This is a genomic window from Rhizobium sp. WYJ-E13 (assembly GCF_018987265.1).
GTDB lineage: Bacteria > Pseudomonadota > Alphaproteobacteria > Rhizobiales > Rhizobiaceae > Rhizobium.
Genome location: NZ_CP076853.1, coordinates 1553447 through 1575339, shown reverse-complemented (window position 1 = coordinate 1575339; position 21893 = coordinate 1553447). Strand labels below are relative to the sequence as shown.

General features: G+C 60.5%; 22 protein-coding genes. 5 read left to right on the top strand and 17 right to left on the bottom strand.

Going from position 1 to position 21893, the window contains the following annotated elements; genetic code table 11:
• Positions 1–37: 37 nt before the first annotated feature.
• The 6 genes from purQ to KQ933_RS07900 form a co-directional block, all read right to left on the bottom strand.
• Positions 38–709, bottom strand: coding sequence for a phosphoribosylformylglycinamidine synthase subunit PurQ (gene purQ / locus KQ933_RS07925; RefSeq protein WP_216758185.1), 672 nt, complete (start codon positions 707–709; stop codon positions 38–40).
• Positions 706–963, bottom strand: coding sequence for a hypothetical protein (locus KQ933_RS07920; protein WP_216758183.1), 258 nt, complete (start codon positions 961–963; stop codon positions 706–708). Before KQ933_RS07920 ends, purQ begins: the two co-directional genes overlap by 4 nt.
• Positions 964–981: 18 nt before the next feature.
• Complete coding sequence (gene purS / locus KQ933_RS07915) at positions 982–1224, bottom strand: phosphoribosylformylglycinamidine synthase subunit PurS (protein WP_183734952.1); 243 nt, start codon at positions 1222–1224, stop codon at positions 982–984.
• 35 nt (positions 1225–1259) lie between these two features.
• Positions 1260–2024, bottom strand: a complete 765-nt coding sequence (purC, locus tag KQ933_RS07910) for a phosphoribosylaminoimidazolesuccinocarboxamide synthase (protein WP_183734953.1) — start codon at positions 2022–2024, stop codon at positions 1260–1262.
• A 230-nt stretch (positions 2025–2254) separates the two neighbouring features.
• On the bottom strand, positions 2255–4543 hold the full coding sequence (locus KQ933_RS07905; protein WP_216758182.1) for a bifunctional diguanylate cyclase/phosphodiesterase: 2289 nt from the start codon (positions 4541–4543) through the stop codon (positions 2255–2257).
• 108 nt (positions 4544–4651) lie between these two features.
• Positions 4652–5206, bottom strand: a complete 555-nt coding sequence (locus KQ933_RS07900; protein ID WP_216758180.1) for an alpha/beta hydrolase — start codon at positions 5204–5206, stop codon at positions 4652–4654.
• A 161-nt stretch (positions 5207–5367) separates the two neighbouring features.
• Here KQ933_RS07900 and KQ933_RS07895 point away from each other — a divergent pair, with 161 nt between their 5' ends.
• Both KQ933_RS07895 and KQ933_RS07890 read left to right on the top strand, forming a co-directional pair.
• Positions 5368–6171 carry a DUF2189 domain-containing protein gene (locus tag KQ933_RS07895; RefSeq protein WP_216758179.1) on the top strand — a complete coding sequence of 268 codons (804 nt, stop codon included), beginning with the start codon at positions 5368–5370 and terminating at the stop codon, positions 6169–6171.
• Positions 6172–6290: 119 nt separating this feature from the next.
• Positions 6291–6761, top strand: a complete 471-nt coding sequence (locus KQ933_RS07890) for a low affinity iron permease family protein (RefSeq protein ID WP_216758177.1) — start codon at positions 6291–6293, stop codon at positions 6759–6761.
• Between the two features lie 45 nt (positions 6762–6806).
• Here the strand turns inward: KQ933_RS07890 and purB are convergent, their stop codons facing one another.
• The 5 genes from purB to KQ933_RS07865 all read right to left on the bottom strand — a co-directional run bounded on the left by purB (position 6807) and on the right by KQ933_RS07865 (position 11213).
• On the bottom strand, positions 6807–8114 hold the full coding sequence (gene purB, locus KQ933_RS07885; protein WP_216758175.1) for an adenylosuccinate lyase: 1308 nt from the start codon (positions 8112–8114) through the stop codon (positions 6807–6809).
• Between the two features lie 62 nt (positions 8115–8176).
• Positions 8177–8662 (bottom strand): hypothetical protein, encoded by a 486-nt coding sequence (locus tag KQ933_RS07880; RefSeq protein ID WP_216758169.1) that lies wholly within the window; start codon positions 8660–8662, stop codon positions 8177–8179.
• A gap of 2 nt (positions 8663–8664) precedes the next feature.
• Positions 8665–9393 carry a DUF2259 domain-containing protein gene (locus KQ933_RS07875; RefSeq protein ID WP_216758168.1) on the bottom strand — a complete coding sequence of 243 codons (729 nt, stop codon included), beginning with the start codon at positions 9391–9393 and terminating at the stop codon, positions 8665–8667.
• A complete protein-coding gene (gene rpe, locus KQ933_RS07870) occupies positions 9393–10070 on the bottom strand; it encodes a ribulose-phosphate 3-epimerase (protein WP_216758167.1) in 678 nt (225 codons plus the stop codon). The genes KQ933_RS07875 and rpe overlap by 1 nt, the downstream gene beginning before the upstream one ends.
• A gap of 60 nt (positions 10071–10130) precedes the next feature.
• Entirely contained in the window at positions 10131–11213 is a 1083-nt protein-coding gene (locus KQ933_RS07865; RefSeq protein WP_216758166.1) for a branched-chain amino acid ABC transporter substrate-binding protein, read from the bottom strand.
• Between the two features lie 172 nt (positions 11214–11385).
• Here KQ933_RS07865 and KQ933_RS07860 point away from each other — a divergent pair, with 172 nt between their 5' ends.
• Entirely contained in the window at positions 11386–11880 is a 495-nt protein-coding gene (locus KQ933_RS07860) for a flavin reductase (protein ID WP_216758165.1), read from the top strand.
• A 10-nt stretch (positions 11881–11890) separates the two neighbouring features.
• The gene (locus tag KQ933_RS07855) at positions 11891–12208 is read left to right on the top strand and encodes a TfoX/Sxy family protein (protein ID WP_132651605.1); all 318 of its coding nucleotides are present in this window, start codon (positions 11891–11893) and stop codon (positions 12206–12208) included.
• On the opposite strand, the gene KQ933_RS07850 is transcribed toward KQ933_RS07855, so the two are convergent.
• From KQ933_RS07850 to KQ933_RS07830, 5 genes are all read right to left on the bottom strand, one after another.
• Positions 12209–12631 carry an NUDIX domain-containing protein gene (locus KQ933_RS07850; protein WP_216758163.1) on the bottom strand — a complete coding sequence of 141 codons (423 nt, stop codon included), beginning with the start codon at positions 12629–12631 and terminating at the stop codon, positions 12209–12211.
• 8 nt (positions 12632–12639) lie between these two features.
• Entirely contained in the window at positions 12640–14190 is a 1551-nt protein-coding gene (locus tag KQ933_RS07845) for a DEAD/DEAH box helicase (protein WP_216758838.1), read from the bottom strand.
• A gap of 98 nt (positions 14191–14288) precedes the next feature.
• Complete coding sequence (locus KQ933_RS07840) at positions 14289–15611, bottom strand: M23 family metallopeptidase (RefSeq protein ID WP_216758162.1); 1323 nt, start codon at positions 15609–15611, stop codon at positions 14289–14291.
• A gap of 106 nt (positions 15612–15717) precedes the next feature.
• The gene (locus KQ933_RS07835; protein ID WP_216758160.1) at positions 15718–16533 is read right to left on the bottom strand and encodes a ferritin-like domain-containing protein; all 816 of its coding nucleotides are present in this window, start codon (positions 16531–16533) and stop codon (positions 15718–15720) included.
• Positions 16533–17006, bottom strand: coding sequence for a peroxiredoxin (locus tag KQ933_RS07830; RefSeq protein WP_216758158.1), 474 nt, complete (start codon positions 17004–17006; stop codon positions 16533–16535). Before KQ933_RS07830 ends, KQ933_RS07835 begins: the two co-directional genes overlap by 1 nt.
• Positions 17007–17125: 119 nt before the next feature.
• On the opposite strand from KQ933_RS07830, the gene KQ933_RS07825 reads away from it, so the two are divergent.
• Positions 17126–20518 carry an AsmA-like C-terminal region-containing protein gene (locus KQ933_RS07825; RefSeq protein WP_216758157.1) on the top strand — a complete coding sequence of 1131 codons (3393 nt, stop codon included), beginning with the start codon at positions 17126–17128 and terminating at the stop codon, positions 20516–20518.
• Between the two features lie 106 nt (positions 20519–20624).
• Here the strand turns inward: KQ933_RS07825 and tyrS are convergent, their stop codons facing one another.
• Positions 20625–21881: a tyrosine--tRNA ligase gene (gene tyrS, locus KQ933_RS07820; RefSeq protein WP_216758156.1), complete on the bottom strand. Its 1257-nt coding sequence runs from the start codon at positions 21879–21881 to the stop codon at positions 20625–20627.
• Between the last annotated feature and the right edge of the window lie 12 nt (positions 21882–21893).

The following is a 21893-nucleotide window of genomic DNA, read 5'->3' as shown; positions in this document are numbered from 1 at the left end:
CCAGTGGTCCGGCGAACGATCGGCCTGACAGAAGAAATCAGGCAGCGATCACGTCAAGCGCCGAGGCGAAGAGGCCACGGCCGTCCGAACCGCCATGGGCGGCTTCGATGAGATTTTCCGGATGCGGCATCATGCCGAGCACATTGCCCTTGGCGTTCATGATGCCGGCAATGTCGTTGACCGAGCCGTTCGGATTGGTTCCTTCGGCATAGCGAAAGACGACCTGGCCGTTGCCTTCGATGGCAGCCAGCGTTTCGGCATCGGCAAAATAGTTGCCGTCGTGGTGGGCGACCGGGCAACGAATGATCTGGCCCTTTTCATAGGCGCGGGAGAAATCCGTCTCGGCATTGACGACTTCAAGCTTGATCTCGCGGCAGACGAATTTCAGCGACGCGTTGCGCATCAACGCGCCCGGCAGCAGGCCAGCCTCGACGAGGATCTGGAAGCCGTTGCAGACGCCCAGAACCTTCACGCCCTTGTTCGCCTTTTCGATGATCGCCTGCATGACCGGCATGCGGGCGGCAATCGCGCCGCAGCGCAGGTAATCGCCGTAGGAGAAACCGCCGGGAATGACGATGAGGTCGACGTCAGGGATTTCCGTCTCCGTCTGCCAGATCGTCACCGGCTGATGACCGGAGATCTTGGTGAGCGCGGCGATCATGTCGCGATCGCGATTGAGGCCCGGAAGTTGAACGACGGCTGATTTCATGGTTGCGGTTCAAACCTTGCTTGTGCTTCTGCCAGTTCTCGAAGTTCGAGACGATTTTCAATACGATCGAGGCGCTGCTCATGACGTACCAGGACAGCGTAGATATTTTGGATGTCTTGCTGCATCGAAATCATTGTGCCGCGCATTGCGTTGAGCTCAGATTTGATCTCGTTCTGACCGTCCTTAATGCCTGAAATATCCGTATGCATGCGCTTCAGCAGCTCATACATCAACTCTTGGGTTACTTCAGTCATCGACCCCCTCCACAACCCTTAGTCGAGGGAAATAGTATAGTTCTCAATCACCGTGTTGGCGAGCAGCTTTTCGCACATGGCTTTGAGATCCGTCTCGGCCTTAGCCTTGTCGGTGCCTTCCAATTCCAGATCGAAGACCTTGCCCTGGCGGACATGGCCCACGCCGCCGAAGCCGAGGGCGCCGAGCGCGCCTTCGATGGCCTTGCCCTGAGGATCGAGAACGCCGTTTTTCAGCGTGACGGTGACGCGAGCCTTGATCACTTGTTCTTCCCTGCCTTTACTTGACCAAACGGTCTTTACTTGACCAAAACCGGGCCGGTGCCGCGCACGGGCTCGTTTTCATTGATGATGCCGAGACGGCGCGCAACTTCGGAATAGGCTTCCAGCAGACCGCCCATATCGCGGCGGAACAGGTCCTTGTCCATCTTCTTGTGGGTCTCGATATCCCAGAGGCGGCAGCTATCCGGCGAGATTTCGTCAGCCAGGATGATGCGCATCATGTCGCCTTCGAAGAGGCGGCCGCACTCGATCTTGAAATCGACGAGTTGGATGCCGACGCCGAGGAAAAGGCCGGTCATGAAGTCGTTGACACGGATGGCGAGCGCCATGATGTCGTCCAACTCAGCCGGATTGGCCCAGCCGAAGGCCGTGATATGCTCTTCGGAGACCATCGGGTCCTCGAGCGCGTCGGACTTGTAATAGAATTCGATGATCGAGCGCGGCAGGACCACGCCTTCCTCGATGCCGAGGCGCTTGGCGAGCGAGCCGGCGGCGACGTTGCGTACGACGATCTCAAGCGGGATCATCTCCACTTCCCGGATCAGCTGCTCGCGCATGTTGAGCCGGCGGATGAAGTGGGTAGGAATGCCGATCTTGTTCAGATGGCTGAAGATATATTCAGAGATGCGGTTGTTGAGGACGCCCTTGCCATCAATGACTTCGTGTTTCTTTTTGTTGAAAGCGGTAGCATCGTCCTTGAAGAACTGGATCAGTGTACCCGGTTCAGGCCCTTCGTACAGAATCTTTGCCTTGCCCTCGTAGATACGGCGGCGACGGTTCATTTTAGTTATTCTCTGCTGTTGGCGCTCTTGGGATAGCGCGCGTGGATCGATCTCGTGGCGTCCCCTTAAAGGAAAAGAGAGAGTTTCACAATCCGCCTGTCACTCCTTCCCCGGTTTCCGGCTGCAGCGGGAAATCCGCAAAGAGAATCGAATGTCTTCGCAAGAGGAGACTACCGCCTTTTTCTTTACGGTGAAATGAAGGCGAAATCTCGGAGCGGTTATACAGGTCTTTATCTGGAAGCCGTTTTGGAGACGGAACGGCGCAGATCCGCCTGCAGCGCGCGGGCCGCACCCTCCGGCTGCCGCCAGCTTTCGCTGCGGATGAAGGCGGGGATCTGCATGGCAGGCATCGGCCGGGCGAGTGCATAGCCCTGCAGCATGTCGCAGCCAAGCTCCTGCAGGATGCGGACGTGATCGGCGGTCTCCACACCTTCGGCAGTAACGAGAACGTTCAGCGAGTTGCCAATGTCGATGATCGATCGCACGAGCTTGCGCTGCTCTGCCGATTGCGGCAGGTGGCTGATCAGTTCGCGGTCGATCTTCAGCGTCTTCGGGCTCAGCCGCAGCAAGCTGACGATCGAGGCGTGGCCGGTGCCGAAATCATCGACCTCGATGTCGATGCCGAGCTTCTTCAGCTTCTTGAGATTGGCGGTGACCGCCTCGTCGCAATCGTCGAGCGAGATCGATTCCAGCAGCTCGAAAGAGACCGTGCCGGGCTCGATCTTCAGCGAACGCAGCTTCTTGCCAAGCTGCGGATCGGATAGTCTCCGGCCGGAGACATTGACCGAAATGCGAGGGATGGCGAAGCCTTGGCGAACCCAGGCTTTCCGGTCGGCAATCGCCCGCTCCAGGATCAACGCATCGATAGTCGAGACGACGTCGAGGTCTTCACCGATGTCGAGAAAGCTATCCGGGGAAAGCAGCCCGTGTTCCGGATGCTGCCAGCGGGCGAGCGTCTCGATGCCGGCGATATCGAGCGTACGGGCATCGAACTGCGGCTGGTAGAAAGGCACGAACTCGTCGCGTTCCAGGCCGATCAGGATCTGATCGGCAAGGCGCTTGGCCGTCAGGATCGTGCGTCGTACGGCATTGGAGAAGAATTCGTGGCGGTTGCGGCCGGAGGCCTTGGCGCGGTAGAGCGCGATATCGGCATTGAGGAGAAGCTGCTTTTCGTCGAGATTCGGACCGCTGTCGATGGCGATGCCGATGCTGGCGCCGAAGCGGCAGTCGTGCCCCTCATATTTGATGGGCTTCCTCAGCTCGCGGATAATGCGCTCGGCGACGGTGGCGATCTTCTTCGAGGCTGTGTCGACGATGCAGAGGACGACGAATTCATCGCCGCCGATGCGCGCGACGAAATCAGTACCGCGAATGGAGTCGCGCAACACCCGAGCGGCATGTTTCAGCATGTGGTCGCCGGCGCGGTGGCCGAGCGTATCGTTGATCTGCTTGAAACGGTCGAGATCGATGTGAAGGATGGCAAGCGCCAGGCCTCCTTCGCGACACAGGGCGGAACGTTCCTCCAGCATCTTGTCGAGATAGCGGCGGTTCGGCAGGCCGGTCAGATAGTCATGAAGAGCCAAATGCTCGATGCTCTCCTTGGCTGCTTCAAGTTCGCGGTTGCGGGCTTCGGCAAGATCCTTGGCGCGTTGCAGCTCGTTGCGGAGCCCCACTTCCTCCGTCACGTCCCAATTGGCGCCAATCAGCTTGCGGCAACCGTTTCCGTCGATGAAGAAGGCCGCACGGGCACGGATAATGCGCTCGACGCCATCGCCCCTGATGATGCGGAATTCGTGGTGAAAACCGGTCTCGCTGTTGACAGTGCTCTTGACTGTGGCGAGCACCCGTTCGCGGTCGTCAGGATGGATCCTTCCCGGCCAGGCCGCGCCAGCTGTCAGGCGGTCGACGCCCTGCAGCTTGTAAATGGCAATGAGACGATCGTCCCATTCGACCGTTCCGTGGTCGATATCCGCTTCGAAAACGCCGATGTCACTGATCTGCAGGGCAAGGTCGAGGCGACGGGAGAGCTGCGCCAGCATCTCCTCTGTCGCCTTGCGCGCGGTAATGTCCGTATCCGTACCGACAACGCGCTGGGCCTTGCCAGTTTCGTCCCATTCGACGGGCGCGCCGCGGCATTCGATCCAGACCCAATGGCCATCCTTGTGGCGCTCGCGATACTGGAAGACATGATAATCCGGGTCGCCGGCATTCTGTCGTTCGATGGCATTGACGACGAAATCCCGATCGCCGGGATGGACGAGCTGCAGCCAAGCCTCGTAATCACCATCGGCCGTCTCATTGGCCGCCATGCCACGAATGGATTTCCAGGTCTGTGAGTAATATCGCTTATCGAGACGGTAGTTGTGATCCCAGACGCCAAGACCGGAGCCGACGAGCGCATAGTTCCAGCGGCTTTCACGTTCGGAAAGATCGGAATCATCCGTAACGTTCACCGATCCGTCCCCGGTCGGTGCGACACGACCCGGGTCGGCGGCGTCTTGCGGATGGCTCTGCTTCACGGGCGCGCTCTCGCTATTCTGGCGTCAGCACACTCTGCGGTCTTTCCATTAAGAAATGCTTAGAAAGCGATCGCTTAATCCGCTGGAAACGCCGGAATTTTCCGTGTCTCAGCCGGGCAGGCGGCTCAGAAATTGGGCAAAGACCATCGTGCCCTCGGGCCAGGGGCCATGACCGGAATCCGCATTGATGTGGCCGGATTCACCGGCATCCACCAGGAAGGAACCCCAGCTGTTGGCGATATCGTCAGCATGTTCATAAGTGCCGAAGGGATCGTTGCGGCTTGCCACCGTGATCGACGGGAACGGCAGCGGATCGCGCGGGTAGGGGCCGAAGGTCATCAGATGCTTCGGGCGGATATCCGGATTTGCGACATCGGGCGGCGCGACGAAAAAAGCGCCGGCAACCCGCTTTTCGAACAGCGGGATCGCATGGATCACCGAGGGTACGCCAAGGGAATGGGCGACGATCACAACGGGGCGTGTGGAGGCGTTCACCTCCTCGGCAATGCGGGCGATCCAGTCCTCGCGCACAGGCTTTGACCATTCCGCCTGCTCGACGCGGCGTGCGGTGGAGAGTTTTGCTTCCCAACGAGTCTGCCAATGATCGGGACCGGAGTTGGTGTAGCCGGGAACGATGAGAATATCTGCTTCTGAAGCTTTCATAGTGCCGCCGATGTGAGAAAGCTTGAAGGCGATGTCAAGGGAGAGAGCGACTTGGCTCGAGAAATTTGCTATAGTCGCCGCCTGCCGGTTGCGTTTTCGTGTCGGCTCGTCGTTGCTGACACGTTCGCCTCCGGCTCATCTTGGCTGAGGAGGAGAAAGCCATGGCGGCATTCCATATCATGACAGGCGCTAGCGAAAGCTTCGTACGGCCCACGATTAATCGCATCAGCATAGCAGACGTCTTCGACGCGCTCAGGCTCGGTTTCGAGGATTTCCGCGAGAAGCCTTCGCATTACGTTTTCTTGTGTCTCATGTATCCGATCGCCGGCATCTTCCTGACGATGCTGAGTTCGGGCGCCAATCTCGCACCGATGATCTTTCCGCTGATGTCGGGCTTCGTGCTGATCGGGCCGATAGCCGCAATCGGCCTCTACGAAATCAGCCGTCGGCGCGAGGCCGGGCTCGATTCCTCCTGGACACATGCACTCGACGTGCGCCATTCGCCGGCGCTGCCGTCGATCATCGCCGTCGGGCTCCTGCTGTTTGGGATTTTCACCGTCTGGCTGGTCACAGCGCAGACCATCTATACGAACCTTCTCGGCGAGGTTTTCCCGCGTTCCACGTCGCTCTTCCTGCAGCAGGTATTCGGCACGCCCGAAGGCATGCAGCTCATCCTGTGGGGCAATCTGGTCGGCCTCGGCTTTGCGTTCGTCGTTCTGGCGATCACGGTCGTGACCTTTCCGATGCTGCTCGACAGGGATTGCGGGGCGGTGGCCGCGATGGTCGCCTCGATCCGGGCAACCTTTGCCAATCCGGTACCGGTGCTGCTCTGGGGCCTGATCGTTGCCGCGCTGCTGGTCGTCGGCACGATCCCGCTCTTTGCCGGCCTCGCACTCGTCATCCCGATCCTCGGCCATGCGACCTGGCATCTCTACAGGAAGCTGATTGCCCCCGAAGCCACGTGACGGCAACATTCCCGGGGTGTCGCGAATTTCGCGCGACGCCCCGGAATTTCACCGTACTCGGGAACCTCGGAACCTTCCTTGGAGTTTGTCTTGCGCCGACTTCTGCGGAGGATTTCAAGGTGACTTTACGCCATTTGTTTGCGCGTTTCGCGACCAAGATATCGGAGTTGGCGGGCAAGCCGGTGACCTTCATACTGGCGCTTATCGCCGTCATTATCTGGGCCGCTCTCGGTCCTGTCTTCGACTACTCCGAAACCTGGCAGCTCGTGATCAATACCGGCACGACGATCATCACCTTCCTGATGGTCTTCCTGCTTCAGAACGCACAAACGCGCGATACACGGGCCATTCAGGCCAAGCTCAATGAGATCATCCTGACGAGCCATGCCGAAAACCGCTTCATCGGCATCGAAAATCTGGACGAAGAGGATCTCAAACATCTCGACCGGCTGGTAGCCAAGGCGGCTAAAGGGCGGGGAGAGACCGAGGCCTGCAGGATATCGGATGAGCAAGCCGATACATCGCCTGCAAAAAGCGGGTCAAGAAAACGCAAGACGTCGGCGACTGCCACGCCACGCAAGCGGAAATGAAAACGGCGCCTCGTGGGCGCCGTCCGATGACATATTTTGTGCCGATCAAGCTTCGCCGAAGACGCGGCGGAAGATCGTATCCACATGCTTCGTATGATAACCGAGATCGAACTTTTCGCGAAGATCCGCCTCGGAGAGCGCGGCGCGCACTTCGGCGTCCGCCAGCAGTTCCTCAAGGAAGTCCTTGCCCTGTTCCCAGACCTTCATGGCGTTACGCTGGACGAGGCGATAGGCATCCTCGCGCGACGTGCCGGCCTGGGTAAGCGCCAGGAGAACGCGCTGCGAATGGACGAGGCCGCGGAACTTGTCGAGGTTCTTCATCATGTTCTCGGGATAGACCACGAGCTTTTCGATGACGCCGGCAAGGCGGTTCAGCGCGAAATCGAGGGTAATCGTCGTATCCGGGCCGATAGCACGCTCGACGCTCGAATGGCTGATGTCACGCTCATGCCAGAGCGCCACGTTTTCCATTGATGGTACGACCGACATGCGTACAAGGCGGGCAAGGCCCGTCAGGTTTTCGGTCAGAACCGGGTTGCGCTTGTGCGGCATGGCCGAGGAGCCCTTCTGGCCCGGCGAAAAGAATTCTTCCGCTTCCAGCACTTCGGTGCGCTGCATGTGGCGGATTTCGATCGCGACGTTTTCGATCGAAGAGCCGATAACCCCGAGCGTGGCGAAGAACATCGCATGGCGGTCACGCGGGATGACCTGTGTGGAGACCGGCTCCGGCACGAGGCCGAGGGCGGCGCAGACATGCTCTTCGACAACGGGATCGATATTGGCGAAAGTGCCGACCGCGCCGGAAATGGCACCCGTGGCGATTTCGGCGCGGGCGGCCACGAGGCGGGCGCGGTTGCGGCTCATCTCCGCATAGAAACGGGCGAAGGTCAGGCCCATCGTCGTCGGCTCGGCATGGATCCCGTGGCTGCGACCGATGCGGATCGTATCCTTGTGCTCGAAGGCGCGCGTCTTCAGCGCTGCGAGAACGCGGTCCATGTCGGCAAGCAGGACATCGGCGGCACGCACGAGCTGGATGTTGAACGTGGTGTCGAGCACGTCGGAGGAGGTCATGCCCTGATGGACGAAGCGGGCGTCGGGGCCGACGATTTCTGCGAGATGCGTCAGGAAGGCGATGACGTCATGCTTGGTGACGGCTTCAATCTCATCGATGCGGGCAACGTCGAAGGTCGCCTTACCGCCCTTTTCCCAGATGGTGGCGGCCGCCGACTTCGGGATCACGCCGAGGTCTGCGAGTGCGTCACAGGCATGGGCCTCAATCTCGAACCAGATGCGGAACTTGGTTTCGGGAGACCAGATGGCGACCATCTCGGGTCGGGAATAACGAGGGATCATGGGCGAGCGCCTTCATTTCGTGACAGTAGCTGCCGCCCCTGTAGCAAAGACGGCCGGTAATCTCAACGCATGCGTTTGGCAAGAGCCAGGCTGGTAGCGAGCAGACAGACGAGTCCGATGGGCAAAAACAGCCCCAGACCGATTACGAGGAACTGATAAACGGCGCTCGCGCCGGTAAAGACGAACTGGAACACCCAGATGACCGACCCGAACGGCGCGTGCCAGCGGGAATAGAAAATCCGATAATCCATGGCGAAGAGAAAGGCCGTCATCAGAACCGTGCCCGCCGTCAGCGCCAGGAAGAAGGCGGCGAAACGCGTCTCGACCCGATGGCCGAGCGCAAGGTATCGTCCGGCAATCAGGTTGAAGGGCCAGGAAAGCATCCCGCCGCCGAAATAGAGGAGGGCGAGATCGAGCACATGGCTCGTCTCCATGCCATTGCGCAGATAGAGCCCGGCCATCGCCGAGATCAGCATCTGGACGCCCCAGAGCGGGGCGCCGATGAACAGTTCTGAAAAGGACGGCCATGCCGCCCGCAAACGGTTCATTCTCAGGGGTGAACCGGAACGGCGATCCAGCGGCCGTTGCGGCCGTCAGGGGTAGCGCTCAGCGCCAGGATGAGGGCGATATGGACAGGCTTGCCCGATTCCGGCTGATAGACGAGGGCACCGCCCATACGATATTCCACCGGGCAGCCACGGTCATCAGGGATTGCCTTATCCTCGTGGACGAGTTGGCGGTTCGGCGCACCGTCCTTCTCGATAAGCTGCAGGGTGAAGCCGATGACGCGCTTGACGTCCTTGCAGCTTTCCGGCTTGGCAACCTCGGCATCGCCAAGCAACAGCGAAAAGGCGCCGCGTGCCGGGCCGTCGCTGGCAATCGTTGTGTAGCGGATCGTCTTCATCGGCGAGCCGAGCTCGGTCGGTGGGTTGAAGGCTGCGATCAGGCCGGGATTGGTCAGAAGGTCGTACTTGTCCATCTGCTGGCGGGCTGCCGTCAGATTCTGGCGGCGCGCCTTGGACAGATTGGCGTCCTTGTCCGTCAGTTCCAGATGAAAGGGCGTGCCCTCGAGATCGGCACCCGTTTCGGTATCGATGAAATAGGTCTCCGAATAGGGGACATTGCCATCCTTCATGCCGAATTCCTGGAAGGCAAAGACCTTGCCGTCGGCGGAGAAGCCGACAGGCTGCATATTGGCGATATCGCCAGCAGAGGCCGTGGCGACCATGCCGGTCAGCAAGGCAGCGAAAAGCCCGCCCATGAACATGCGCTTCGTCATCAGCGAGCTCCCTCAGCCGCGTTGCGAAGGGCTGATATCGCCTGGCGATAGGCCTCGGCCGAGCCGCCCTTGAAAATTGCCGATCCGGCGACGAGCACATTGCCGCCGGCCTTTGCCACGGCAGGCGCGGTATCGACCGTCACACCGCCGTCCACTTCAAGCTCGATCGGGCGGTCACCGATGAGTGACTTGGCCGCTGCGACCTTGTCTGCCATTGCCGGAATGAATTTCTGGCCGCCGAAACCGGGGTTGACGGACATAATGAGAATGAGGTCGACATCGTCAAGCACGTTCTCGACCACCGAGAGCGGCGTTGCCGGATTGAGGGTGACGCCGACCTTCTTGCCGAGATGACGGATCGTCTGCAGCGAACGGTGCAGGTGAGGTCCGGCCTCTGCATGTACGGTGATGCGGTCGCAGCCGGCCTTGGCGAAAGCCTCCAGATAGGGATCGGCGGGCGAGATCATCAGGTGGCAGTCGAAGGTCGCATCCGTATAGGAACGCAGCGACTTGATGACATCGGGGCCGAAGGAGATGTTCGGCACGAAATGCCCATCCATGACGTCGAGATGGATCCAGTCGGCGCCGGCCGCGGTGACGTTGCGCACTTCCTCGCCGAGCTTTGCAAAATCTGCCGCCAGGATCGATGGGGCGATGCGGATGGGCAATTTCGTCATGGTCTCGGTCTCCATCTCAACCGGAAGCGGGCAGGGCCGCCTTACGGCATAGTCAATAGGTCAGTCCGTCCCATCGGCGGACAGGACGAAAGCGTCGCCGCGCCATTCGAGGAGACGATAGGGATTTTGCGAAAGCTCATGAGCCGGTGTGAAGATAATGGCGCCGATCGGCGTCTTGAATTGCGTTCCGACCAACTTTTCTGCGACTGGCTTGCCTTCGCTTAACGCCGCCTGCACGGCCTGACTGGCAATGAGTGCCGCAGCTGCCGCAGGCAGGGCATAACCTTCAGGCTCGACTCCTGCTGCCCGCATCGCGTGGACGGTTGAATCTGCCTCCGGCAGAAGAGCGTATTCCGGAATCGCAACGGCGCGTACGCCGTCCGCAAGCGCAAGCGGCTGGTTGGCAGCGCGCATCGCATCGCCGCTCAGGATATCCAACGGAATGTTTTCAGCCTTGGCGTCACGCGCGATAACGGCGGCATCGTTCCTATCGCCGCCGATAAAGACCTTGGTGGCGCCCGCCCGTTTCAAGCGGCGCACAAGTCCGATCTGCTGTTCCTGTCCCGGCCTGTATGTGTCGGTAAAGACGGCCTTCAGGCCGTTTTCCTCCAGAGCGTTGCGCACGGCTTCCGTCAGCTCACGGCCGTGGATCGTGCCATCCTCGACAAGGGCGATCGGAGACGCCGCCCATTGCTGTAAGATGACCTGGATGATCTTGGCGGCTTCGTCGCCGTCCTGAGGGCCGAGGCGGAAGAAAGGCCAGCCGTTCTTCAGCGAATCCTCCATCAGGATGTGCGAGCGCACCGACACGGTAATGGCAGGGATATTGGCATCCTTGAGCTTCGGAAGCGCGCCTTCCAGCGTTTCGCTGCAGAGGAAACCGATGGCGATCTGAACCTTGGCGGCAATCAGCGCATCGGCGATCGCCTGGCCGCTATTGTCCTGGCAGGTCTCGCTGATCGGAACGATCGTATCGCCAGCCTGCCCAATCTGGAAAACCGCGCCAGCGCGAACCTGTGCGCCGAGCGAGGCGAAAGTACCGTCCTGGGGCGCCACGACACCGATCGTCACGCCGGCTGCACGGCTTTCGGCCGTCAACGCCAGGAGCGACAGAAGGGCGGCTATGACACGCAAGGTCATCATGAAAGGTGCAGGTCTCTCGTCTTGTCCATGCCCTTTTATCCGCACGGCGGCAATCGTCAAAGAAAAACAAGCAGGTTCTGCAGCTTTTAGCGGGTGCCATTGTAGAAAAGGTAACCGATGCCCGCCATATTGGTGAAATAACAAGAACAAGACACGGATTGTGGAGAAGCATGTGTTGAACAGGCAGCATATCGATCCCGGCCTCTATCGCGATGCCATGAGCCGCTATGCCGGCCATGTGCAGCTCGTGACGACGGCGCTCGGGGAAGCCCGCCGCGGCGTCACCATCACGGCTGCCTGCTCGGTATCCGACAATCCGGCTTCCGTTCTCGTCTGCCTCAACAACACCAATGAGAAGAACGAGATCTTCTGGCGCAGCGGCATCTTTGCGCTGAACTCGCTCGGCGCGCACCATCAGGGTGTTGCCGATGCTTTTTCAGGCCGCACGCATCTGGAAAACGGGGATCGTTTCTTGAGCGCCCGCTTCGAAACGCTGGCAACGGGCGCGCCGGTCCTAGCCGATGCACTCGCCGTCTTCGACTGCCGGGTGACCGACATCAAGGAAATGCCGACCCACAATGTCATTTTCGGCGAGGTCGCTGCCGTGCGCTTTACCGAAATGCATCCGGCGCTTCTCTATCTGAACCGCGGCTATCATTCGGTATAGGCTTCAAATCATGGACAATGCCGGCATCGAGGAGATGTTTCAGTCGCTTGGACCCGTCACCATCAAGCGCATGTTCGGCGGCAAGGGCATCTATCATCTCGGCCGCATCCTGGCACTCGAAGTGCGCGACGAAATTCTGCTGAAGGCCGATGAAAAAAGCGCGCCGGAATTTGCCGCGGCAGGCGCCAGCCAATGGTTCTATGAGGGCAAGAAGGGCGCTCCGGTGAAAATGCCTTACTGGAGCATCCCCGAAGAGGCCTATGACGACCCCGATATCATGGCGCGCTGGGTGCGGCTTGCCTATGAGGCAGCATTGCGCGCGGAATGATCAGCACAATTGCCCGGCCGGAAGGGCTGATATCGCAACCCTGGTGAAAGCCGACAGCGGCTCGGGCAGGTCGGCAAGGCCGAACCAGCCGAAATCCGAGAGCTTGTCCGGTTCCGTGAGCCGTGGCTCACCCGTCACCTCACGGGCGATATAAAGAAGGGAAATCCAGTGCTGGCGGTCAGCTTCGATGATCTGTTCGGTAGAGCCGATCTGCTCGATGCGACCGATGGTCAGTCCCGTTTCTTCTTCAGCCTCGCGGCGCGCGGCTTCCTCAGCCGGCTCCATATGGTCCACCTTGCCGCCGACGATATTCCAGTAGCCGGCTTCAGGTGGGCGCATGCGCTTGTAGAGAAGGATTTTGCCGTCACGCAAAATCACCAGGCCTACGCCGAGGCCGGGGAAATCGATGCCGGGCTTACCCATGGAACCGCTCAGGCTTTGGCGTTGCCCGCGATCAGCATGAAGGCAGGGATGTCATCACCGAATCCAACCGGCGTCGGGCCATCGTCATGGTCGCGATGGCGGCGACGATCGCGATTGTCATCGTTTGCCGGATACTGCCGACCGCCGCGCGCGTTGTTCTGTGGCTTCTGTTCTGCTTTGCGCTCGTTCTTCACGCTTTCGGCCCTTGCTGGTGCTGCTTCCACGACTTCGCTGCCATTATCTTCGGCGTTGATATCAGATTTATGACTCGAAGGCCGTTGGTCGCGGCCACGATCCTTATCCCTCTCGCGACCCTTTCCGCGACGCGGAGAACGCTCGCTGTCGCGGCTTTCTTCTGCCGGCGGGAGGGCGGAGAGATCGCCACTCTGCCATTCCACCTTTTCGCCGATCAGCTTTTCGATCGCGTCGGCATGTTTCTGGTCGCGGCGGGTGACGATGGTGAAAGAAGCACCGGAGCGACCTGCACGGCCGGTGCGGCCGATACGGTGAACATAGTCTTCCGAATGGATCGGCACGTCGAAATTGAAGACGTGGCTGACATCGGGAATATCGAGCCCGCGGGCCGCGACGTCGGAGGCAACGAGCAGCTGGATGTTGCCGTCCTTGAAGTTGGCAAGCATCGTCATGCGCGAGCGCTGGTCCATGTCGCCGTGCAGGGCGCCGACCGAGAAGCCGTGACGCTCCAGCGAACGGAAGAGATCTGCAACATCCTTCTTGCGATTGCAGAAGATGATCGCATTCTTGAGATCCTCCTGGGAGCGGATGAGATCACGCAGCACGGCGCGCTTCTCGTAATCCTTGTCGTGAGAGGCGACGAAACGCTGCGTGATGGTCTTGGAAGCTGATGCGGGCTTGGCAACCTCGATACGCTCGGGGTTCTGCAGGAAGCGATCCGCGAGCTTCTGGATCTCCGGCGGCATCGTGGCCGAGAAGAACAGCGTCTGGCGGGTGAAGGGGATCAACTTGGCGATTCGCTCGATATCGGGGATGAAACCCATGTCGAGCATGCGGTCGGCTTCGTCGATGACGAGGATCTCGACGCCGCTCATCAGGAGCTTGCCGCGTTCGAAATGGTCGAGAAGGCGGCCGGGCGTGCAGATCAGCACGTCGGCGCCGCGCTCAAGCTTGCGGTCCTGATCCTCAAAGGAAACGCCGCCGATGAGGAGGGCGACGTTGAGACGATGGTTCTTGCCGTATTTTTCAAAATTCTCAGCAACCTGGGCGGCCAGCTCGCGGGTCGGTTCCAGGATCAGCGTGCGGGGCATGCGGGCACGGGCGCGACCCTTTTCCAGAAGCGACAGCATGGGAAGAACGAAGGATGCCGTCTTGCCGGTGCCGGTCTGCGCGATGCCGCAGATGTCACGGCGTTCAAGCGCGAAGGGGATCGCCCCGGCCTGAATGGGAGTGGGGATCGTGTAGCCCGCATCGGTCACAGCGGAGAGCACTTTGGGGCTCAAACCAAGTTCAGCAAATGTCGTCAAAGGGAAAACTGTTTCCGTTTCGTTCGGCCGGTCTCTGGCGAGTCGGCAGGATTGCATGCCGCAATGCTGGGCGACATAATCCGAAACGGCCGGCAAGTCAAGGAAGAGCGCCTCCACCCCAGGTAGCGAGGTGAAGCATTCGTTACCGCGACCGGCTATTTTATATAAGTGGCAAGTTTAAGGCCGGCATTCATGAAATAGATCGGGTCGACGGCATGTCCATCCTGGCGCACCTCATAATGCAGGTGCGTGCCGGTGGAGCGGCCCGTGCTGCCGGCCAGGCCGATGACATCATTGCAGTCGACCGTGTCGCCGACCTTGACCAGAATTTCCGACATATGGCCGTAGCGCGTCGAAATCCCATTGCCGTGATCGACCTCGACCATGTTGCCGTAGCCGCCGGTCCAGCCGGCCGCGATCACTTTGCCGGGCGCGGTGGGTCGGATCCTTTCGCCAGGAGAGAAGCGGAAATCGATGCCGGAATGAAGGGCAAGCCGGCCGAGGAAGGGATCGCGCCGGTTGCCGAAGGGGCTGGTGACTTCCTTGCCGATGGCCGGATTTCGGAAGGGCATTGCTTCGGCGGTGCTGCGCACGGCCTCCAGACGCGTCAGCGCACCGTCGAGCTGGATCAGCGAATTGTTGAAGTCGTCGTTGCTTTCAGGCTCCACATAAGGACCACCGACGGCTTCGTCCTCATCTTCCTTGGCGGCAACAGCCTCAGCCGGGACCGCAATATGGAAGCGGTCGAGTACGCCTTGGATCGTATCGGCGGCATTGCCGGCGTCGCTCGTCAGCAGCTCGATACGGCTCTTCTGATCCTGCTCGACGCTCTTCAGCGAAAGCGTGACCTTGGAAAAGATGCGGTCAGCGCGGTCGCCAACAGTTTCTTGTGATGGAACATAGGCGAGAGTGGAATTATCGGGCGTTTCGGCGTCGGCCGGTTTGCCGTCGCCTGCCAGCATATTTTCAATCGCCTGCGCACCGCCGGTCAGCGAAGCGCGCTTGTCCTTCATGTCGGGCGCATAGGATTGCGCCGGAACATTCGCGGCAGGCACATCCTTGCCCGTCAGGCCGGAGCTTTGGGCGCGGTCGAGCAGGTTATCGAGCTTGCCGTGGCGCGAGGTCAACGCCATCTGCTGCTCCATCAGCTTGTCGACCTTGTCCTCGACGACCTGCTGATCAAGAAGCTGGCGGGAGGTGATGCGGTCGACCTGGGCGCGCAGTGCCGCGATGCGATCCTCGTAGTCATGCTGCATACGGGCCTGGCGGGCCATGGTCGCACCGATCAGATCGTCGCGCAGCACGAGGTAAGAGGTGGCAAGCAGATAGCCGATGGAAAAGACACCGACGAAGCAGAAGGCCAGCGCCGCCATCCAGGGCTTCACCGTCATGTGACGCACCTTGTCGCCACTGGCGAGGATGAGGACGTGCTCCTGCGCCCTCTTGCCGAATACCCGACTGTGATGCCCGTTCGTCACGGAGGGTCTCCCAAAGATTCGCCGTTTCAGCGCCGCCTCATTGGGAAATGATTACATACTTTTATGGTTAATAGTCGGTTTACGTCAGCAAGCCAGAGCTTACCAATCAGCTCTGGCTGGTCGAGGTCAGTGCCCTGTAGAAGGAGGGCGTCAGCCCGGCTTCGGCTCGGGCCACATCGTTGAACGGTGCCTTCAGCGGACCGCGGAAATTGGCCCGCACCAATTCCTGAAATGTCCTTGCCGGATCACGCTTTTCGCGTGCGCAGAGGAAGCGGAACCATTTGGCGCCGACGGCGACATGGCCCTTCTCGTCATTGTAGATGACGTCGAGCACCGCGGCGCTTTCGAGGTCACCTGTCTCGCGCATCTTGACCTGCAGCGCAGGTGTGACATCGAGACCACGCGCTTCGAGAATGAGCGGCACGACGGCTAGGCGTGCCGTCAGATCGTTGCGGGTCGAATGCGCCGCCTGCCAGAGGCCATCATGGGCCGGCAGATCACCATAATCGGCGCCGAGATCACTGAGGCGCTTCCGCACCATGCGGAAGTGCTTGGCCTCTTCGTAGGCCACCTGCATCCAGCCATCGAAGAAAGAATTCGGCACATGGGCGGAAGCGAATCGCGCCACGATGTCGAGCGCCAGATCGACGGCATTGAGTTCGATATGGGCAATCGCATGCAACAGGGCGATGCGGCCAGGCACGGTATGCAGCGAGCGCTTCTCGACCTGGGTCGGCGGCACCAGCAGCGGCTTTTCCGGCCGGCCGGGACGCTCGGGCAGGGGCGCGTCCAGCGGCGAGCGCAGCGAGATGCGCCGCGCAAACCATCTTGCGGCACTTTCCTGCGCGAGTTCCGTCTTGCGGTCGAGATCGGCGGAACGGATCGCATCGATCGCGCCGCCGCGCAGCGAGGTGATGCTCATCACGCAGCAAGGTTCCTGACGGCTGCCAGTACCGTTTCGGCATGGCCTGCGACCTTTACCTTCTGCCAGATGGTGGCAATGGTGCCGTCCTGGCGGATCAGGAAAGTGGTGCGCTCGACGCCCATGAAGGTGCGGCCATACATCTTTTTCTCCTTCCATACGCCATAGGCCTGCAGCACCGTCTTCTCCTCGTCGGAGGCAAGCGCCACCGTCAGCTTGTGTTTCTTGATGAAGCGATCGTGGCAGGTCGCCGAATCGGGCGACATGCCGACGACGGCGGCCCCGGCGGCTGCGAACTCACCAGCAAGTGCCGTGAAATCCAGCGATTCGGTCGTGCAGCCCGTCGTGTCATCCTTGGGATAGAAGAACAGAACCACCGGCTTTCCATGGAAATCCGAGAGTGAAATGCGCCCGCCGCCATCGCGCGGGAGGCTGAAATCGGGAGCAGGAGAGCCGATACCGGGTGCAGACATTCTCAAAACTTTCTTTTGCCGGGTTTAGGAGGGATACTATATCAGACGGGTTATATAGTGGATGAAACGGCGTCCCGCCCAGAGCCGTTCAAATCAGATTCAGGAGTTTCCCAAGGCGCATGTCAGCCATCCGCGGCGAAAAAGTCACGTTTCGCAAGAAGGATATCGTCGCGTTGCATAACCTGCCTTCCGCGCAAGTGGAGGATCCTCTCATCGTGCATTGCCCGCCGCCACGCTCGCGCATGCGCGGCACCGCAAAAGCCACCGGCGGCTTCTGCGCGGTCATCCTGTTCATCCTGGCGGCGATCGTTTTCACCATCGAAAGCGGAATTGTCGACGCACCGCTGTCGCAGCAGGCGCAGTCGGCACTGAACAGTGCGCTCGGACCACGCTACCGGGCCGAAGTCGGGTCCACCGTCATCCGCTTCACATCCGGCCTGCGGCTGGCGCTCGAAGCGCGCGACGTAAACATGATCGACCAGCAAAGCGGCCAGCATCTTTCCACGACGTCCTCGATGCGTATGGCGCTCGACCCGTTGCAGCTCTTCCGCGGCCGGATCGCTGTGACATCGGTGGAAGCCGACGATATTGCCCTCGACACGTCGCTGCTTCCGTCAGGCGCTCCCGTCAAGCTCGACGATCTGCGCGTCGATGCCGTTCCGGCGGCAATGGAGACGATATTCTCGCATCTCGATCTGTTCGAAAACTTCGTCGAACGCGGCGCGACCGATTCCGTGCGCATCTCCGGCATCGACATCAAGCTTGCGGATACGGCAAACGGGCCGCTTTCGCTCGTCGTCGACAATCTCGCCTTCGAGCATGCCGGGCCGAACTCGCTGCAATTGAGCGGCCAGATTTCCATCAACGGCGAAGCGGCTGATCTCAATGTAATCACCGAGCAGACCGGCGGGCGGGCATCCCGGCTCGTTGCCACATTGTCGCACGCCGATCTCACGCCATTTGCGCTGAAACGGAACGAGCAGGGCGAGATCCGCCAGGGCCTCAATACCTTCGGCAATCTCACCATTTCTGCGGTCAGAACTGCCGACGGAGTCAAACCGTCACTCAATGCGGCTCTGAAACTCGATCCGGGCGTTCTTTATGTCGACGGCGATTCTCAGGAGCTGACGGACGGGCAACTCAATCTGGCTTATGACTTCGACAAGCAGACGCTGGAGATCGCCAAGTCGCAGCTGCATCTCGGCGCGACCATTCTGCCGTTCAACGGCGCGATCATCGATCTCGACAAGCTCGATCCGAATGCGGGCAAGGGGTTCGGCATCGACGCGCTGATCAGCGGCGGCACTGCCGCACCCAATTCCGGCGAGCAGCCGCTATCCTTCGATCTGCAGGCGACCGGGCGCTATCTCGTTGCCGGCCGCGAATTTCAGTTCACCAATATGGTGGCTTCCTCGCCGCTCGGCTCGCTCTACGGGGCTCTTCACATCCGACTGAACGAGAAGTCACCGGAGATCAGTTTTGCCGGTCAGTCGCAGCAGATGCAGACGACGGCAGTCAAGCAGCTTTGGCCCTTCTGGATGGCGTCCAAGGCACGGGTCTGGGTGCTTGCAAACCTGTTCGGCGGCACGGTGAGCAATGCTTCCATTTCCGTCTTCATTCCGGCAGGCCGGCTGGACGAGGCGGCGGGAGGACGCGGCCTGCGGCTCGATGAGAACCAGCTCCGCATCGCCTTCGACATCGACGGGACGCGCCTGAATGTCGCCGGTGAGATCCCGCCGGTGCGCGATACCGCGGCGCATTTCGACCTGACGGGCGGAAAGGCGATGATCTCGCTCAAGAGCGGCACCTCCTATTTCCCATCCGGGCGTTCAGTGGCAGTGCTCCCGGGCACCTTCGTGATGCCGTCAGTCTATGACAAGCCGCTGATGGCCGATGCGGACATTTCCGTTTCAGGCTCGGCGGATGCGGTGGGCGAGCTTCTGACCTACAAGCCGATCAAGGTGCTGCAACGCGCAGGCTTTGTGCCCGACGACCTCAAGGGCACTATCGACGCGCATGTGCAGGCGCATTTCGGACTTCTGTCCTCGCAGAACCCGCCGCCACCCGAATGGGAGGCGCAGATGAAGCTTACCGATGTCGCGCTTGCCAAGCCGTTCTCGGGGCGCGTCATCACCAATCTCGACGGCATGCTCGATGCCGATCCGCGGCAGGTGAAGGTCAAGGGCAAGGCCGACATCGACGGCGTATCCGCCGATATCGATATGCTGGAGCCTGTCGACAAATCTTCCGGCATCGAGCCGCAGCGCGTGATCACGGCAACGCTGAACGGCGACCAGCGTGACAGGCTGCTGCCTGGCCTTTCCGGCATCCTCGGCGGCAGCATCAAGCTGGTACTGACGCGCCTTGACGAGGACCGGCAGGACGTGCAACTCGATCTCGGCAAGGCATCGCTCGATCTGCCCTGGATCGGCTGGTCGAAGGGCAGCGGTATTCCGGCCAATGCCGAATTCGAGGTTTCCGGCCCGCCTGACAATACGCAGGTCAAGAATTTCCGTTTGAAGGGGGATGGCTTCGGGGCAACCGGGGCGCTTGTGATCGGCAAAAGCGGCCTGATATCGGCTGATTTCGATAGCGTGAAACTGTCTTCGGTCGATGATTTCGGGTTGTCGCTGAAACGCAGCAAAGGCGGCTTCGATATTTCCGTATCCGGCGCCAGCGCCGACGCGCGACCGATCATCGCCCGGCTGAAATCGGATTCGGACAGCGATGGCGATGGCAGTGACAACAGCAGCGTGACCGTGCGGGCGAAGCTGCAGAACATCATCGGCTTCAATGACGAGAAGATCGGCAATTTCCAGGCGCAGATCGCCATGAGCGGCAGCCGGCTGCAATCGCTGAATTTCTCCGGCATCACCGATAGCGGCGAGGCGGTCGTCAGCCAGATGCAGGGCGGCGGCGTCATCAATATCACCAGCGGCGATGCCGGCTCCGTCTCACGTTTTGCCGATCTCTATCAGCATATGCAGGGCGGGCTTCTCAACCTGTCGATCCGCCTCAATGCGGGCAACGGCTGGGACGGCTCACTCGACGTGCGTCGCTTCTCGATCGTCAACGAGCAACGCCTGCGCTCGATCGTTTCCACACCTGTCGGCTCTGACCAGCGCACATTGAACGAAGCCGTCAAACGCGATATCGATACCTCCTCGCAGCGTTTCCAGCGCGGCTTCGCCCGTATCGTTTCGCGCGGCGGGGCGATCTCCATCGAAAACGGCGTGCTGCGCGGTGATCAGATTGGCGCCACCTTCCAGGGTGTGGTGCGCAATGCGAAGGGCAATATGGACATGACCGGCACCTTCATGCCGGCCTATGGCCTCAACCGGCTGTTTGCCGAACTGCCGCTGATCGGTGTCATCCTCGGCAACGGCTCGGACCGCGGTCTGATCGGCATTACTTTCAAGCTGACAGGCAAGTTCGACCAGCCGAACCTGCAGATCAATCCGCTCTCGGTGATCGCGCCCGGCGTTTTCCGGCAGATTTTCGAATTCCAGTGATCGCCGGATTCGAAGCGCTACTGGCTTCGATCCTGAGCTTCACTTTACCGCAGACATACAAAAGCCGGCGCAAGGGCCGGCTTTTGTCTTGGTTCTGCGGCACTGCTTACGCAGCACGGCGGATCAGGATGTGCTTCTTCTTGCCGAGCGACAGCTTGATGACGCCATCGGCGGTGATTTCGCCGCTGCCGATCATCTTGCGCTCGTCGCTGACGGCCTGGTCGTTGATGCGCACGGCGCCGCCCTGGACGTGACGGCGGGCTTCGCCATTCGAGGCGGCAAGACCGGCGCGGACGATCAGGGAGAGCAGACCGATGCCGGCGTCGAGTTCGGAGGCCGGAACCTCGACCGATGGCAGGTTGTCGGAGAGGCCGCCTTCTTCGAAGGTCTTGCGGGCCGTCTCGGCTGCCTGTTCTGCGGCCTCGCGGCTGTGCAGGATCGCGGTGACCTCGGTTGCCAGGATCTTCTTGACTTCGTTGATCTCGGAACCTGCGAGCGCGGAAAGGCGGGCGATCTCGTCCATCGGCAGCGTGGTGTAGAGCTTCAGGAAGCGCGAGACATCGGCGTCTTCCGTATTGCGCCAGTACTGCCAGAAGTCATAGGCCGAGAGCATGTCGGCATTCAGCCACACCGCACCGGTCGCCGACTTGCCCATTTTGGCGCCGGACGAAGTCGTCAGCAGCGGCGAGGTCAGCGCATAGAGCTGCTTCGTCCCCATGCGGTGACCGAGGTCGATGCCGTTGACGATGTTGCCCCACTGGTCCGAGCCGCCCATCTGCAGGCGGCAGTCGTAGCGCTTGGCGAGCTCGACGAAATCGTAAGCCTGGAGGATCATGTAGTTGAATTCCAGGAAGGACAGCGACTGTTCGCGGTCAAGACGCGTCTTTACGCTGTCGAAGGACAGCATGCGGTTGACCGAGAAATGCTTGCCGACATCGCGCAGGAACTCGAGATAGTTCAGCGAGCGCAGCCATTCGGCATTGTTGATCATCAGCGCGTCCTTCGGGCCGTCGCCGTAGTTCAGGTAGTTGGAAAAGACGCGCTTGATCGAGGCAATGTTGCCTTCGATCGTATCGACGGTCATCAGTTGGCGGGCCTCCTCCTTGAAGGAGGGGTCGCCGACCATGCCGGTGCCGCCGCCCATCAGCGAGATGGCGCGATGGCCGGTCTTCTGCATCCAGTGCAGCATCATGATCTGGATGAGCGACCCGGCGTGAAGGCTGGGCGCGGTCGGATCGAAGCCGATATAGGCCGTCACGGTTTCCTTGGCGAAGAGATGGTCGAGGCCGCTTTCATCGGAAATCTGATGAATGAAGCCGCGCTCTTGCAGCGTGCGGAGGAAATCGGACTTGAACTCGGGCATGGGCTTCGTCTC